This window comes from Streptomyces sp. PA03-5A (genome assembly GCF_033792725.1).
Taxonomy (GTDB): Bacteria; Actinomycetota; Actinomycetes; order Streptomycetales; family Streptomycetaceae; genus Actinacidiphila.
On the sequence record NZ_JARAVL010000052.1, the window covers coordinates 1 to 14,232 of the forward strand.

The 14,232-nt window shown below is 71.8% G+C and carries 13 protein-coding genes; 4 read left to right on the plus strand and 9 right to left on the minus strand.

Annotation, left to right across the window (positions count from 1 at the left end; genetic code table 11):
- A partial coding sequence (locus PV410_RS40150) for a cellulose binding domain-containing protein (RefSeq protein WP_500331438.1) occupies positions 1 to 783 on the plus strand: 783 nt, incomplete at its 5' end.
- Positions 784 to 867: 84 nt separating this feature from the next.
- On the opposite strand, the gene PV410_RS40155 is transcribed toward PV410_RS40150, so the two are convergent.
- On the minus strand, positions 868 to 2,520 hold the full coding sequence (locus tag PV410_RS40155) for a glycosyl hydrolase family 18 protein (RefSeq protein WP_500331440.1): 1,653 nt from the start codon (positions 2,518 to 2,520) through the stop codon (positions 868 to 870).
- A 221-nt stretch (positions 2,521 to 2,741) separates the two neighbouring features.
- On the minus strand, positions 2,742 to 5,282 hold the full coding sequence (locus tag PV410_RS40160) for a SpoIIE family protein phosphatase (protein ID WP_500331442.1): 2,541 nt from the start codon (positions 5,280 to 5,282) through the stop codon (positions 2,742 to 2,744).
- Between the two features lie 639 nt (positions 5,283 to 5,921).
- Here PV410_RS40160 and PV410_RS40165 point away from each other — a divergent pair.
- Entirely contained in the window at positions 5,922 to 7,106 is a 1,185-nt protein-coding gene (locus tag PV410_RS40165) for a magnesium and cobalt transport protein CorA (protein WP_500331444.1), read from the plus strand.
- Positions 7,107 to 7,119: 13 nt separating this feature from the next.
- On the opposite strand, the gene PV410_RS40170 is transcribed toward PV410_RS40165, so the two are convergent.
- Positions 7,120 to 7,389: a DUF1876 domain-containing protein gene (locus PV410_RS40170; protein WP_499512810.1), complete on the minus strand. Its 270-nt coding sequence runs from the start codon at positions 7,387 to 7,389 to the stop codon at positions 7,120 to 7,122.
- A 126-nt stretch (positions 7,390 to 7,515) separates the two neighbouring features.
- Between PV410_RS40170 and PV410_RS40175 the strand changes: the two genes are divergently transcribed.
- Positions 7,516 to 7,938 carry a CBS domain-containing protein gene (locus PV410_RS40175; protein ID WP_499512811.1) on the plus strand — a complete coding sequence of 141 codons (423 nt, stop codon included), beginning with the start codon at positions 7,516 to 7,518 and terminating at the stop codon, positions 7,936 to 7,938.
- A gap of 23 nt (positions 7,939 to 7,961) precedes the next feature.
- Here PV410_RS40175 and PV410_RS40180 read toward each other — a convergent pair whose 3' ends face one another.
- Positions 7,962 to 8,309 carry an anti-sigma factor antagonist gene (locus PV410_RS40180; protein WP_500331447.1) on the minus strand — a complete coding sequence of 116 codons (348 nt, stop codon included), beginning with the start codon at positions 8,307 to 8,309 and terminating at the stop codon, positions 7,962 to 7,964.
- A gap of 140 nt (positions 8,310 to 8,449) precedes the next feature.
- Positions 8,450 to 9,319: a Sco1979 family transcriptional regulator gene (locus PV410_RS40185; protein WP_500331449.1), complete on the minus strand. Its 870-nt coding sequence runs from the start codon at positions 9,317 to 9,319 to the stop codon at positions 8,450 to 8,452.
- A 193-nt stretch (positions 9,320 to 9,512) separates the two neighbouring features.
- Between PV410_RS40185 and PV410_RS40190 the strand changes: the two genes are divergently transcribed.
- Complete coding sequence (locus tag PV410_RS40190; RefSeq protein ID WP_500331451.1) at positions 9,513 to 9,998, plus strand: ATP-binding protein; 486 nt, start codon at positions 9,513 to 9,515, stop codon at positions 9,996 to 9,998.
- Between the two features lie 22 nt (positions 9,999 to 10,020).
- On the opposite strand, the gene PV410_RS40195 is transcribed toward PV410_RS40190, so the two are convergent.
- From PV410_RS40195 to PV410_RS40210, 4 genes are all read right to left on the minus strand, one after another.
- Positions 10,021 to 10,260, minus strand: a complete 240-nt coding sequence (locus tag PV410_RS40195; RefSeq protein WP_500331452.1) for a DUF397 domain-containing protein — start codon at positions 10,258 to 10,260, stop codon at positions 10,021 to 10,023.
- Between the two features lie 231 nt (positions 10,261 to 10,491).
- Positions 10,492 to 11,445 carry a pirin family protein gene (locus PV410_RS40200; protein WP_500331454.1) on the minus strand — a complete coding sequence of 318 codons (954 nt, stop codon included), beginning with the start codon at positions 11,443 to 11,445 and terminating at the stop codon, positions 10,492 to 10,494.
- A gap of 105 nt (positions 11,446 to 11,550) precedes the next feature.
- The gene (locus tag PV410_RS40205) at positions 11,551 to 11,994 is read right to left on the minus strand and encodes an SseB family protein (protein ID WP_499512817.1); all 444 of its coding nucleotides are present in this window, start codon (positions 11,992 to 11,994) and stop codon (positions 11,551 to 11,553) included.
- 21 nt (positions 11,995 to 12,015) lie between these two features.
- Positions 12,016 to 14,124 carry an ATP-binding SpoIIE family protein phosphatase gene (locus PV410_RS40210; protein WP_500331456.1) on the minus strand — a complete coding sequence of 703 codons (2,109 nt, stop codon included), beginning with the start codon at positions 14,122 to 14,124 and terminating at the stop codon, positions 12,016 to 12,018.
- Positions 14,125 to 14,232: the final 108 nt, after the last annotated feature.

Genomic DNA, 14,232 nt, shown 5'->3' on the forward strand with positions numbered 1-14,232 from the left:
GGTCTCGCGGTCGGTGAGGCGGGGCGCCTCCGGGGCGTCGCCCGCGCCGGCGGCGGCGTCGGCGGCGGGGCCGCCGGCCCCGCCGCCCGCCAGCCGCGCGCCGCCCGTGCCGCACGGGCGAGGACCCGCGTCCCCGGGGGCAGGGCCGCCGTGGCCGGGGCGGTCGCGGTGCTGGCCGCCGTGATCTGCCTGACGGCCCTGGTCACCACCGACGACTCCGCCCCCCGGTCCGCCCGGGCCCTTCCGACGGCCCAGGGCGGCAAGGACGGCACCGCCCCGGACGGTCCCGGTTTCCCCCCGCTGCCGTCACCGGGCGCGTCCGGCGCCTCCGGGGCGCCGGAGCCCGCCGAGAGCGCGCCGTTCCCCGAGGAGATCGGGCCCTCCGCAGCCGAGCACACCATCCCCGCCGCCGATCGCGCACCGTCCTCCGCCGCGCCGCCCGCGCACGAGGCCCCGAAGGAGCCGGCGCCGTCCTGCACGATCACCTACGAGGTGAACGAGCAGTGGTACGACGGCTTCCAGGCCACGGTCACCCTGACGACCCGCAAGGACCTCGACGACTGGAGGGTCGGCTGGAGGTACTCCGACGGCCGGCGCGTCACGCAGATGTGGGACGCCGACTTCGCCCAGCGCGGCGGATCGGTCACCGCCCGGGCCAAGGGCTACAACCGGTCGGTGCGCGCGGGCGGTTCGGTCAGCTTCGGCCTGGTCGGCACCCGGCCGGGCGTCTCCGCCCCGCCCACCGGCTTCACCCTCGACGGCGCGTCCTGCGCCACCGGCTGACGAACCCCGCCGCGCCCAACGCGACCGGGCCGGAGGGGCGGTCACGATTCCGCCCCTCCGGCCCGTACGGCCCGCTCCCGAGGACTAGCTCAGACCGTTGTTGATCGCGGTGATCAGCTCACCGTTGCCGGTGTCGCCGCTGAACTCCCAGAAGAACGCGCCGCCGAGGCCCTGGTTCTTCACGTAGGCCATCTTGCCCGCGATGGTCGACGGGGTGTCGTAGCTCCACCAGTTGTTGCCGCAGTGGGCGTACGCGGTGCCCGCGACGGTGCCGGTGGCCGGGCAGGTGTTCTTGAGGACCTTGTAGTCCTCGTTGCCCGCCTCGTACGTACCGGGAGCGGCGCCGGTCGCCGAACCGCCCGGCGCCGACTGCGTGACGCCGGTCCAGCCGCGGCCGTAGAAGCCGATGCCCAGGTTGAGCTTGTTCGACGCGATGCCCTTGCTCTTCAGCTTCTGGATCGCCGCGTCGGAGTAGAAGCCGGCGATCGGGATGCCGCTGTAGGAGGTGAGCGGGGAGTGCGGGGCGGTCGGGCCGTCCGCGTCGAAGGCGCCGAAGTAGTCGTACGTCATCACGTTGTAGTAGTTCACGTACTGCGCGGCGCCCGCGTAGTCGGCCGCGTCGATCTTGCCGCCGTTGGTGCCGTCGGCGGTGATGGCCGCGGTGACCAGGTTGTTGGAGCCGAACCTGGTGCGCAGCGCGGACATCAGCGTCTTGAAGGACGAGGCCCCGCTGGTGTCGCAGGACAGACCGCAGGCGTTGGGGTACTCCCAGTCGATGTCGATGCCGTCGAAGACGTCGGCCCAGCGCGGGTCCTCGACCAGGTTGTAGCAGGAGTTGGCGAAGGCGGTCGGGTTGGCGGCCGCCTGGCCGAAGCCGCCGGACCAGGTCCAGCCGCCGAAGGACCAGAGGATCTTGATGTTCGGGTACTGCTTCTTCAGCTTGCGCAGCTGGTTGAAGCTGCCGCGCAGGGCGCCGGTGTCCCAGGTGTCGGCGACGCCGTCGACGCTCTGGTCGGCGGTGTAGGCCTTGTCGTAGTCGGCGTAGGAGTCGCCGATCGCGCACTGGCCGTTGGTGACGTTGCCGAAGGCGTAGTTGATGTGGGTCAGCTTGCTCGCCGAGCCGGAGGTCACCAGGTTCTTGACGTGGTAGTTGCGGCCGTAGACGCCCCACTCGGCGAAGTAGCCGAGGCGGATCTTGTTCCCCGCGGGGCCGGTGGGGGTCGGCGTCGGGGTCGGCGTGGGCGTCGGGGTCGGGGTCGGGGTGGGCGTCGGGGTCGGCGTGGGCGTCGGGTCGCCGCCGCCACCGCCGGTGCAGGAACCGCCGTTGAGCTTGCAGCCGCTCGGGCTGCCGCTACCGGTGCCGTTGAAGCCGAAGCTGATGCTGGCGCCCGGGGCCAGCGTGCCGTTCCAGCTCTTGTTCTTGCCGGTCCAGTGGGTGCCGGAGGCGGTCACGTCGGCGTCCCACGCCGAGGTCACCGACGTGCCGGCGGGGAAGTCCCACTCGACGGTCCAGCTGCTGATGGACGAGGTGCCGCTGTTGGTGATCGTCCACTTGCCCTCGAACCCCGTGCCCCAGTCCTGGGTCTTGGTGTACGTGGCGGTGGTACCCGCGGCATGGGCCGGCGTGGCCAGACCGACGAGCGCGGCGAACGGGAGCAGCAGCGCGGTGAGCCCCGCGGCGGCTGTGGTCCTGATGCGTCTGGTGCGTGGAGTGCGTGGGGTGTCTCCAGTGCTCAAGGGGTGCTCCTCGAGTGGGGGCCGACGGGGAAACCAGTGCCGCCTGGTGGGCGATTGACTCCATGTCATGCCCACCACAGTTCCCTGGCAGAGTAGAAAGGTCTGGACCAGATGGCAATAGGTCTGGACCATCTCGACCCCTCGGCCTGGAGCACGACGCCCCGGCGACCTCGCCGGGGCGTACGGGCGAACGAAGGAGCGCGCGGGGGCGGCGTCCGGCGTCAGGCCGGTTCGCGCACGGTGACCGTGTCGATGCCGATGCCGATGCCGACGTCGGGGCCGTGCCCGTCGAGGAACTGCTCGGCCCAGATGATCTTCCCGTCGTCGGTGTAACGGGTGCCCCACCGCTGGGCGAACTGCGAGATCAGGAACAGCCCGCGACCGCCCTCGTCGGTGGTGCGGGGGTGCCGCAGGTGCGGGGAGGTGCTGCTGGCGTCGGAGACCTCGCAGGTCAGCGCCCGCTCCAAGATCAGCCGCAGGCGGATCGGACCGGAGCCGTGCCGGATCGCGTTGGTGACCAGCTCGCTGACGACCAGTTCGGTGGTGAAGGCGAGGTCGCCCAGGCCCCAGTCCTCCAGCTGCCGGGTGGACAACTCGCGGGCCCGGGCCACGACCGCGGGGTCGGTGGGCAGGTCCCAGGAGGCGACCCGGCCGATGTCCAGGCTGCGGGTCCTGGCCAGCAGCAGCGCCACGTCGTCGTGCGGGCGGGCGGGGGCCAGTTCGTCGACGACGCTGCGGCACAACGCGTCCAGCGGCAGGTCCTCGGCTTCCAGGGCGGTCCGCAGCCGGCTCCGCCCGCTGTCCGGCACGTCGCCCGCGCCGTCCGCCGGCGCGACCAGGCCGTCCGTGTACAGCGCGAGGACGCTGCCCTCCTCCATCGTCAACTCGGCCGCCTCGAAGGGCAGTCCGCCCAGGCCCAGCGCGGGCCCGATGGGCAGCCGGGGGAAGCGGACGGCCTCCCCGCCCTCGGCCCCGCACCGCTCGCCGGCGGGCCGGAGCACCGCGGGCGGCAGGTGCCCGGCGCTGGCCATGACGCAGTGCCTGCTGACCGGGTCGTACGTCACGTACAGGCAGCTCGACCCGAGCGCGCTGCCGCCCACCCCGACGGTCGCGGACTCCCCGGCCTCCCGGGAGACCTGGACGACCAGGTCGTCCAGGTGCGCCAGCAGTTCCTCGGGCGGCAGGTCGAGGTCGGCCAGGGTCCGTACCGCCGTGCGCAACTGGCCCATGGTCGCGGCCGCCTCGATGCCGTGACCCACCACCTCGCCCACCACGAGCGCGACCCGGGCCCCGGACAGCGGGATGACGTCGAACCAGTCGCCGCCCACGCCCGACAGCTCGTCGGCCGGCCGGTAGTAGGTGGCGACCTCCACCGCTTCCTGCGGCGGGAAGGTGTGCGGCAGCAGGCTGCGCTGCAGCACGAGGGCGGCGTCCCGCTCGCGGGTGTAGCGGCGCGCGTTGTCCAGGCAGACCGCGGCCCTGGCCACCACCTCCTCCGCCAGGCGCAGGTCCTCCCCGTCGAAGGGGTCGGCGCGGCGCACCCGGAAGAAGAGGGTCACGCCGAGGGTGACCCCGCGGGCGCGGATCGGCACCACCATCGCCGTGTGGAGCCCGAGTTCGCCGAAGTGGAGCGCGCGGTCGCCGGCCGGTCCTGCGGCCCACTCCAGCTCCAGCGGGTCCAGCCGGGAGCTGAGCCAGGAGGTGCCGTCGGTCAGGCACCGGATGGGCGGGGTGTCCTCCAGGTAGGCGGAGACCGCCCCGATGCCGAACGCCGGCTCGGGCTCGCCCTGCCGCGCCGCCCGCATCCCGGCGCGGCGCAGCGGCACGGTGACGGCGTCGCCCAGCGGGCCGGGCTGCGGCTCCGCGCCCTTGATGACCGACTCCAGCAACTCCACGGCGACGTAGTCGGCGAGGTCGGGCACGACCACGTCCGCCAGGTCCTGCGCGGTGTGCATCACGTCCAGGGTGCGGCCGATGTGCTCGCTGGCCCGGTCCAGTAGTGACAGCCGCTGCCGGGCCCGCCAGCGGTCGCTGATGTCGACCACGGAGTAGCAGACGCCTACCGGTACGCCGCGCTCGTCCTCCAGCCGTACGAAGGACATCGCATGCGCCTTCTCGCGGCGTGGATCGGTGCGGAACCGCCCGACGTGCTCGTAGTCGATCACCGGCACGCCCGTCTCCAGGACCTGCCGCATCTGCGCCTCCAGGACCGTGGCGTTCAGGCCCGGCTGGATCTCCCCGAGCCGGCGCCCCATCCGCTCCTGGGAGGGGCCACCACCGAAGCGCTCCAGTGCCGCGTTCGACCACACGCAGCGCAGTTCGGTGTCGACCACGGCCAGCCCGATCGGCGTCTGGCCCACGATCCGCTCCAGCATCACCGGGGTCATCCCGGACGCCACGGAGCGGGCGGTGCTGCGGGACTCCGCCGCCAGGACCATCCAGCGGACGGACGTGCCGCCGATCCCCTCCGGGAGCCCGGCCACCCGTACGCCCAGCGTGACCCTCATGCCGTCGTCACGGCGGAGCCGCAGCACACCCGTCCAGCCGCCCTCGGTGCGGCAGCGCTCGGCGATCTCCGGCGGCCGCGCCGCGTCCTCCGGGGCAAGCAGGTCCACCGCGGGGGTGTCGATGACGTCCGCTGCCCGCCGGCCGAGCAGCCGCTCGGCGGCGGGCGGCCAGCTCAGCAGCCGCCCCTCGGCGTCGAGCAGCAACGTGACGGCGTCCGCCACGCCCGCGTCCACGCGTTCCTCGGGAGTCCCCATGGCCAGCCACTCCGTATCCGCCCGCAACGTTACGCTCCGCTCACCGTTCTTGTTCTTCCCACTCGGCGAACGCCGCTCACGGCGTCACGGGAAGAAGGAGAGCGGGCCGTCCGCTGCCCGCCCGGGCTCGTGGCCGGAGCGGGAGGGGAGGGTGGGCGGCCTCAGGAACGTGCCCGGCGGGGACGGGTCCTCGGGGCGGCCGGCGGCCCCCGCGGGAACGGGCGGCGCGGGGAGAGACCGGCCGAAGAGCACCGGGACGTCCATCAAGACCTCCGGAGTACGGCCCCCGTGTCCCCCGCGAAATCAGATTACTCGTCGGCCCCGGTCAGCGCCCCCGCGTGCGTACCGCCGTATCGCCGAGGGGACGAAGACCGCGAGCCGCCCGGATCGCCGACGCCCCGCGGGCGGCGTGGCCCATGGCTCATCCGTTCGCGGCCTCGGTGGGCTGGTCGCCGGCACTGCCGGTCCGCCGAAGAGCCCGCGGCTGGCGGCGGCCGACGTACGGACGCGGCGGCGGGGAGGAGGACCGGGGCCGGGACGCCTGACCGCGGGTGTGCCGGGGACCGGGTGCGGTGCGGCCGTTTCCCCGGCGGGCTCGGGCTACCCTGCTCGGAAGGCCCGAAAGAGGGGGTGCTGCCGGTGTCCGGGCGTCGACTGCGTGCCCTGCGCGCACTGAGGAACTCGGCGAAGGAGAAGGCCAGGACGGCGAGGTCGGCCCGTCCCGCCCAGGCCTCCGCACCGCCGGCCGGCGAGGGGGAGGGCCCCCTGGAGCCGCGGATCGCGGGCCCCGCGGCCGCCGCCGTGAGCAGCGTGATGGACGCGGCCCTGTACCGGGACGGCCGGCGCATCGCGACGCCCTCCTCCCTCGCCGAGGCGTACACACAGCTGCGCGCCGAGCCCGGCGCGATGGCCTGGATCGGGCTCTACCGGCCGAGCGAGGCCGAGCTGGTCTCGCTGGCGAAGGAGTTCGACCTGCACCCGCTGGCCCTGGAGGACGCCATCCAGGCCCACCAGCGCCCCAAGCTGGAGCGGTACGGGGAGACCCTCTTCGTCGTGCTCCGCGCCGCCCGCTACCTGGACGCCCCGGAGGAGGTCGACTTCGCCGAGCTGCACATCTTCGTCGGCCCCGGCTTCGTCCTGACCGTCCGCCACGGTGCGGCCCCCGACCTGTCCGCCGTGCGGCGCCGCATGGAGAGCAACCCCGAGCTGCTGACGCTCGGACCGGAGGCGGTGCTCTACGCGATACTCGACACGGTCGTCGACGGCTACGCACCGGTCGTCGCAGGGGTCGAGAAGGACATGGAGGAGAGCGAGATCCAGGTCTTCGGCGGCGACCCCCAGGTCTCCCGCCGGATCTATGAGCTCTCCCAGGAGGTGCTGGAGTTCCAGCGCGCCACCCGTCCGCTCATCCCCATGCTGGACGGGCTGCAGGCGGGCTTCGTGAAGTACGGGACGGACGAGGAGTTGCAGCGCTACCTGCGCGACGTCGCCGACCACGTCACGCACACCATCGAGCGCGTGGACGGCTTCCGGCAGGCGCTCGGCGACCTGCTCACCCTCAACGCGACCCTGGTCGCGCAGCAGCAGAACGCCGAGATGCGGGCGCTGGCGGAGGCCGGCTTCGAGCAGAACGAGGAGATCAAGAAGATCTCCGCCTGGGCCGCCATCCTCTTCGCGCCCACGCTCGTCGGAACCATCTACGGCATGAACTTCGACCACATGCCCGAACTGCACTGGCTGCTCGGGTACCCCTTCGCGATCCTGCTCATGGGCGTGGTCTGCGTCAGCCTCTACCTGGTCTTCAAACGGCGCGGCTGGCTGTGAGGGCCCCGCGGGCTCAGATCCTGGGATGCGCGGGCACGTGCGTGACCTCCTCGATCTCGTGCGCGGCCTTGCCGAGGAGCTGACGCGCGAGGTCGTTGAGCGCCCTGGCCGCCGCGAGTTCCTCGCCGACCCGTTCCTGGTCCGGGTCGGAGGGGTGCCGGTTGGCGTGGCCGTGCGACCTGACCTCCGTGCCGTCCGGAAGGCGGAGCAGCGCGGCGGCCTTCGTCCTCGCGCCGTCCTCCCGGAAGTCCATCTCGATGTGCCATCCGACGAGGGTCTGCATGACGGAACACCTCCAGCGGTCCCGGTCCCGGTGTCTCCTTCCAGCGTGCTCCCTATCGCGGAACTACTCCACCAGGGTGACGATGGAGCAAAAGGAAATCGGTCCCTGCCACGAGGAGGCGCCGTCATGACCACCGCACTGGACATCATGCATCCCGGCGCCATGTGCGTCGGGGAGCGGGAGAGCCTCGCCGACGCGGCCCGGATCATGCGTGAGCAGGACATCGGCGCGCTGCCGATCTGCGGGGACGACGACGTGCTGGTCGGCATCGTCACCGACCGGGACATCGTGCTGAAGTGCGTCGCCGAGGGACGCGACCCGTCCGAGGTCTCCTGCGGCGAGCTGGCCATGGGCCGGCCGCAGATCATCGAGGGGGACGAGCAGATCGACCGGGTGCTGGAACTGATGGAGGAGTACCGGGTGCGCCGGCTGCCGGTGATCGACCATCCCGCGCACCGTCTCATCGGCATGATCAGCGAGGCCGACGTGGCCCGCCACCTGCCGCAGGAACGGGTCGCCGAGTTCGTCACGGCCGTCTGCTCGGACTGACCGGGGCCATGTGGACGGGGCGGTCACGTCCGCCCGATCCGGGCGAGCGCCTCGTCCACGCTCGGCACCGGGCGGAAGGCCCTCATCAGCCCGGTGGCGCGCAGGATCCTCAGGGTCGGGGGGCGGGCGCAGACGAACTGCACCTGCCCGCCGTGGCCGCGGACCCGGCTCCGCAGCCGGCACAGGACCGCGAGTCCGGAGCAGTCGATGAAGTCGACGGGGCCCAGGTCGACGACGAGACCGGGGCCAGGGGCGCGGGTCAGCGCGTCGAGCAGCGGAATGATCTCCATCGCCGCGACGATGTCGATCTCCCCGCTGAGTTCCACCACGACGCACCCGTCGATCGTGCGGGTACGCAGGTACGGGCTCACCGGAGCATAAGATCACCGGGCCGATGAGCCGACCAATGCGTCAAGGTCCACTTCACTCGATCGAGTGAGACCTGTGAAAAGCTGCAAAACCCCTGTTCACAGGGGAGGAGAGCGGTACCCGGCGTCGCCGCCGGGTGCGCTCAGACGGCGCGGAGGACGGCGTTCAGCCGGTCCCGGGTGGCGTCCGGCGAGAGGCTGTCGGCGCGCAGCTTCGCCATGACGACGCGGTACTGGTCGACCTCCTCGCGCTTGTCGATGTACATCGCCCCGGTGAGCTGCTCCACGTACACGACGTCCGGGACGTCGGACTCCGGGAAGGTCAGCTGGGTGAAGGTCCCGCTGGCGCCCGCGGAGTACCCCGTGAACTCCAGCGGCAGCAGCTGCACCGTCACGTTCGGCTGCTGCGAGGCCTCGATGAGGTGCACGAGCTGGGCCCGCATCACCTCCCGCCCGCCGAACCTGCGGAGCACCACGGACTCGTCCATCACGGCCACGATCTGCGGGGCGAGCTCCGAGGTCAGCAGCTTCTGCCGCTTGTGCCGCAGGTCCAGCCGGCGCTCCACCTCGTCGGCGGGGGCGTCCGGGTGGCCCAGTTCGATGACGGCGCGGCTGTAGTCGTCGGCCTGGAGCAGCCCGTGCACGAACTGCGTCTCGAAGGAGCGGATGACCGAGGCGGACTCCTCCAGACCCACGTACGTCTGGAACCACGCCGGCAGGACATCGCCGAAGCCGTGCCACCAGCCGGCGACGTTCGCCTCGCGCACCAGGCCGAGCAGGGCCGTGCGCTCGCCGTCGTCCGTGATGCCGTAGAGGGTGAGCAGGTCGGCCACGTCGCGCTCCTTGAAGCTCACGCGCCCGAGCTCCATGCGGCTGATCTTCGACTCGGACGCGCGGATCGAGTAGCCCGCGGCCTCACGGGTGATGCCCTGCGCTTCGCGCAGCCTGCGCAGCTGCGAGCCCAGGAGGATGCGGCGCACCATCGATCCGCTTCCTGACTGCACTGTGGTCATTTGCGCCTACCTTCTCCCCGTGGCATCCAGCAGTCTGCCACCTTCGCGCTGCGTTCAGTACTCGATCGGTCACTCTCGATCGTCACTCCCGGCCCATCTGCCTCGTGCCATGCAAATGCACGTGCATCCGCCCCTTGCATCGGCCGCAGGCCGTACGGGACGATTGCGTACGTGCCGATACCGGGTGGTGCGCATGTGGACTGAGAGCTCGGCCGGGGTGCAGCCTTTATGGGACGGGCTGGTTCCGGAGCGCCTTTCGTCGTCGAGTGCCACCTCCTGCCCACTGCCGCCGCGTTACGAGGCGGTCGGCGACGCACGAAGATTCGCGCGGACGACCCTGCACGCCTGGCACTTGGAAGAACTCCAGGACGGCATCGAACTGGTCGCCTCGGAACTGGTGACCAACGCCCTGCGCTACGCGGTCCCCGAGGACGCGGCCCACGGGTGCGTCCGGCTCAGCCTGGTCAGGTGGTCAACGCGCGTAGTGTGCGCGGTGCGCGACCCCAGCAGCCACGGACCCGTCGCCAAGGCCCCGGACTTCGTCGCCGAGTCCGGGCGCGGGCTGCATCTGGTGGAGTCCTTCAGCGATACCTGGGGCTGGCACCCCCTCACCGGCATGGGGAAAGTCGTCTGGGCGCTCTTCCGTATGCCCGGACAGGACGACGGTCCGTCACATTGAGCCGTACCGGGGACGACCGCGGTCAGCTCGCCACGAAGTGATCGAACTCCCCGTTCTTCATCCCCACGATGAGGGATTCAATCTCTTCCTTCGTATATATCAGCGCCGGTCCGTCCGGAAAACGTGAATTGCGCACGGCCACGTCCCCGTCCGGAAGCGCGGCCAGCTCCACGCACTGACCGTTCGCATTGCTGTGCCGGCTCTTCTGCCACACCAGTCCGTGGAGATCGGACGCTGCCATGCCGTTGTACGTGTGGCGCATGCTTCTCTCCAGGTAAGTGCCGTGCAGGACAGGGGAGATGATAGCCAGAGACGGTGTCACGTGCATCTGCACGTGCAGGTGCACGTGCAGTCACTCAGGGTGAATGTAGCGGCCAATGAAGGGCCAACGAACCGCCCGCCGGAATTGCTCCCACCGTATGCGACGGCCCCGCCCGGGAATCGGATTCCCGGGCGGGGCCGTTTAATGCCGGAGGCACCTGAGCCGCTGCCGTCACTCCTGACCGGCGGGAACGGTGCCGAGCTTGCCGGCCTTGAAGTCGTCGAAGGCCTGGGCGAGTTCGGCGTGGGTGTTCATCACGAACGGGCCGTACTGCATCATCGGCTCACGAATCGGCAGCCCGCCCAGAAGGACGACCTCGAAGTTGGGGCTGCGCGATTCCTGGGACTCGTCGGCGCGGATCGTGAGGGAATCGCCGCGCCCGAAGACCACCGCCTGCCCCATGCGGAAGGGCCGGTTCTCCGGGCCCGCGGTGCCGCGGCCGGCCAGGCCGTACGCCAGGGCGTTGAAGTCCGCGCGCCAGGGCAGCGTGAGCTGGGCGCCCGGGTTCACCGAGACGTGCAGCATGGTGATCGGGGTGTGCGTGGCGCCCGGGCCCTGGTGGCCGTCGATGTCGCCGGCGATGATCCGGATGAGCGCGCCGCCGTCCTCGGACGCCAGCAGCTTGACGTTGCCGCCGCGGATGTCCTGGTACTTCGGCGCGATCATCTTGTCCCGGGCGGGCAGGTTGACCCACAGCTGCAGGCCGTGGAACAGGCCGCCGGTCATGACCAGTTCCTCCGGCGGCGTCTCGATGTGGAGCAGGCCGCTGCCGGCCGTCATCCACTGCGTGTCACCGTCGGTGATGGTGCCGCCGCCACCGTGGGAGTCCTGGTGGATGAACGCGCCGTCCATGATGTAGGTGACGGTCTCGAAGCCGCGGTGCGGGTGCCAGGGCGTGCCCTTGGGCTCGCCGGGCGCGTACTCCACCTCACCCATCTGGTCCATCATGATGAACGGGTCGAGGTTCTTGTAGTCGATGCCCGCGAAGGCACGGCGGACGGGGAAGCCCTCCCCCTCGAAGCCGCTCGGGGCGGTGGTCACCTGCAGCGCACGCCGCTGCACCGCGTCGGCGGGGGCGTGGACGCGCGGCAGGGTCAACGGGTTCTCGACGGTCACTGCAGGCATGGCCAGGATCCTCCTCGGATTGTTCAACGTTCAACATAGTTGAACGCTGAACTTCCCGCAACCGTTCCCCGGCCTTTGTCCGGTTTACGTGGGGTGAGGGCCGGATCAGCCGTACATCCGCCGCATGGTGAACTCCACCATCTGCTCGACCGCCTTCGCGTCGAACACCATCCGGTGCTCGCCCTCCATGTCCAGCACGAAGCCGTAGCCGGTCGGCAGCAGGTCCAGCACCTCGGCACCCGTGATCACGAAGTACTTGGACTCCTTGCCGGCGTAGCGGCGCAGCTGCTTCAGCGAGGAGAACATGGGGATCACCGGCTGCTGCGTGTCGTGCAGCGCCAGGAAACCGGGGTTGTCGCCGCGCGGGCAGTAGACCTTGGACGTGGCGAAGACCGCCTGGAAGTCCTCCGCCGACATCGAGCCCGTCGTGAACGCGCGCACCGCGTCCGCCAGCGAGGGCGGTGACGGCTCGGGGTAGCCCGCGCCCATCGGCGCCCCGCCCATCGGCGGCGCCGCCCCTGCCATCCCGTTCTGGTCGTAGCCGTACACGGCACACAGCGTATCGGGCCGCTAGCCCGGCACGGGAGCCTCGTGGAGTTCGAACCAGATCGCCTTGCCGTCGCCGAGCGGATCCACGCCCCAGGCGTCCGCCATCTCCTGCAGGAGCAGCAGCCCGCGTCCGGAGGCGGCCATCTCGCCCGGGGTGCGGCGGTGCGGCATGTCGTCGCTGCGGTCGGTCACGTCGACCCGCAGCCGCCGGACACCCGGCACGCCGAGCAGCTGCGCGCCCAGCACCGCGTCGTCGTCCGTGTGCAGCAGCACATTGGTGACCAGCTCCGACACCAGCAGCACGGCCGCGTCGACCTGGTCCCCGCACGTCCAGTCGTGCAGCAGCGCGCGGACCTCCTCCCGGGCCGCCCGCAGCTGCCGGGGGTCGGTCTGGCCGACGGTGAGCACGCTGCGCCGCACCGGGACGTCACGGAGCGTCCCGGCGGGGTCGCGGCGCACCAGCAGCAGCGCGATGTCGTCCTCCCGGCGGTCGGCGAACGGGCCGGTCAGATGGTGCGAGGCCGGGCCGTGCACCGCTTCGACCAGGGTGTCGGCGAGCGCCTCCAGCCCGTCGTCGACCGCGTCCTCCAGCACCGAGCGCAGCCGCCGCCACCCCGTGCCCAGGTCGTGGCCGCCGGTCTCGACCAGCCCGTCCGTGCAGATGAGCATCGTCTCGCCCGGCTCCAGGGTGAGCCGCGTGGTCGGGTAGTCGGAGTCGGGGGCGATCCCCAGGGGGAGGCCTCCGGCCGTGCGCCGGATCATCGTCGTGCCGTCCGCGAGCCGGACGACCGGGTCCAGGTGCCCCGCCCGTACGACGTCCAGGGTGCCGCTGACCGGATCGACCTCCAGGTAGAGGCACGTGGCGAAGCGGCCGTCCTCCCCGTCGGCGGAACACTGGGTGAGGCCGGCCAGGAAGCGGGAGGTCCGGGACATCACCGCGTCCGGGCGGTGCCCCTCGGCGGCGTACGCGCGCAGCGCGATGCGCAGTTGCCCCATCACCCCCGCCGCGCGGACGTCGTGGCCCTGCACGTCGCCGACGACCAGGGCGGTGCGCCCCGACGGCAGGTCGATCACGTCGTACCAGTCGCCGCCCACCTGCAGCCCGCCGCCGGTCGGCACGTAGCGCGCGGTCAGCCTCATCCCCTCGACCTGCGGCCGCCGCCCCGGCAGCATCGCGCGCTGCAGCCCGTCGGAGAGCTCCCGCTCCGACTCGTGCAGATGCGCCCGGGACAGCGCCTGGGCGAGCATCCGGGCGACGGTGGTCAGCACCGACCGCTCGTCCGGGGTGAAGGCGACGCGTTCCCTGAAGGCGGCCATCCACGCGCCGATCGTGCGGCCCGCGGCGACCAGCGGCAGGTACGCCCAGGACGACCGCCCGAAGTCCCGCACCAGCGGCCACGTGGCCGGGAAGCGTTCCTCGTACGCCTGCGGGCTCGGCAGGTAGACCGCACGGCCGGTGCGCACCACGACCGCCGCCGGGTACTCCGTGCGGAGCGGCATGTCCAGGAAGGGCACCTCGTCGCCCGGCCGGTGCCCGTGGAACCCGATGGCGCGGAGCCGGTCGCCCTGGACCCCGAAGACGGCGAGGCGGTCGGGGGAGAACCCCGGCATGGACAGGTGGGCGGCCACGCGGAGCACCTCCTCGGTGCTGTCCGCCTCCGCCAGCGCCCGGCCCGCGTCCAGCAGGAAGGCCTCGCGGGACCGCCGCCAGTCCGCGGGGGCGGCGGGTGCCGCCGCGGTGGGGCGGGTGCCGGTGCCCGCGCCCGGAAGACCGTGCACCGCGGGGGCCTCCTGCAGCGTGCCGACGACCTCCTCCGGCCGGCCGCCCGCGGAGGGGAGCCCGAAGGTGCGCATCACCACCGTGCGGACGACCCGTCCGTCCTCCCGGACCACGCGCAGCAGCGACTCCGACGCGGTGCCCTCGGCTATCGCCAGGACGACCGCCGCCGCCATGTCCACGTAGTCGGAGGCGTGGTAACGGGCCCGGGTCACCCCCGAATGGACCTTCTGTGGCTGGGGCGGAAGCCCTATCAGCCCGGCGCTCACGGCGTCGAGCTCCACCGTGTCGGTGGCGCTGTCCCAGCGCCAGACGCCCGTGCCCAGCGCGGCCAGCACGTCCTCGATGCGCATTCGCATAGTTTATGGTTTTCCGCGGCTTTCATACGAATGGGGTCGGGCGCACGTACCCCCGTAGACTGGGGAGGCCTCATCCCCGAAATCAGACGACTTGGATGAACG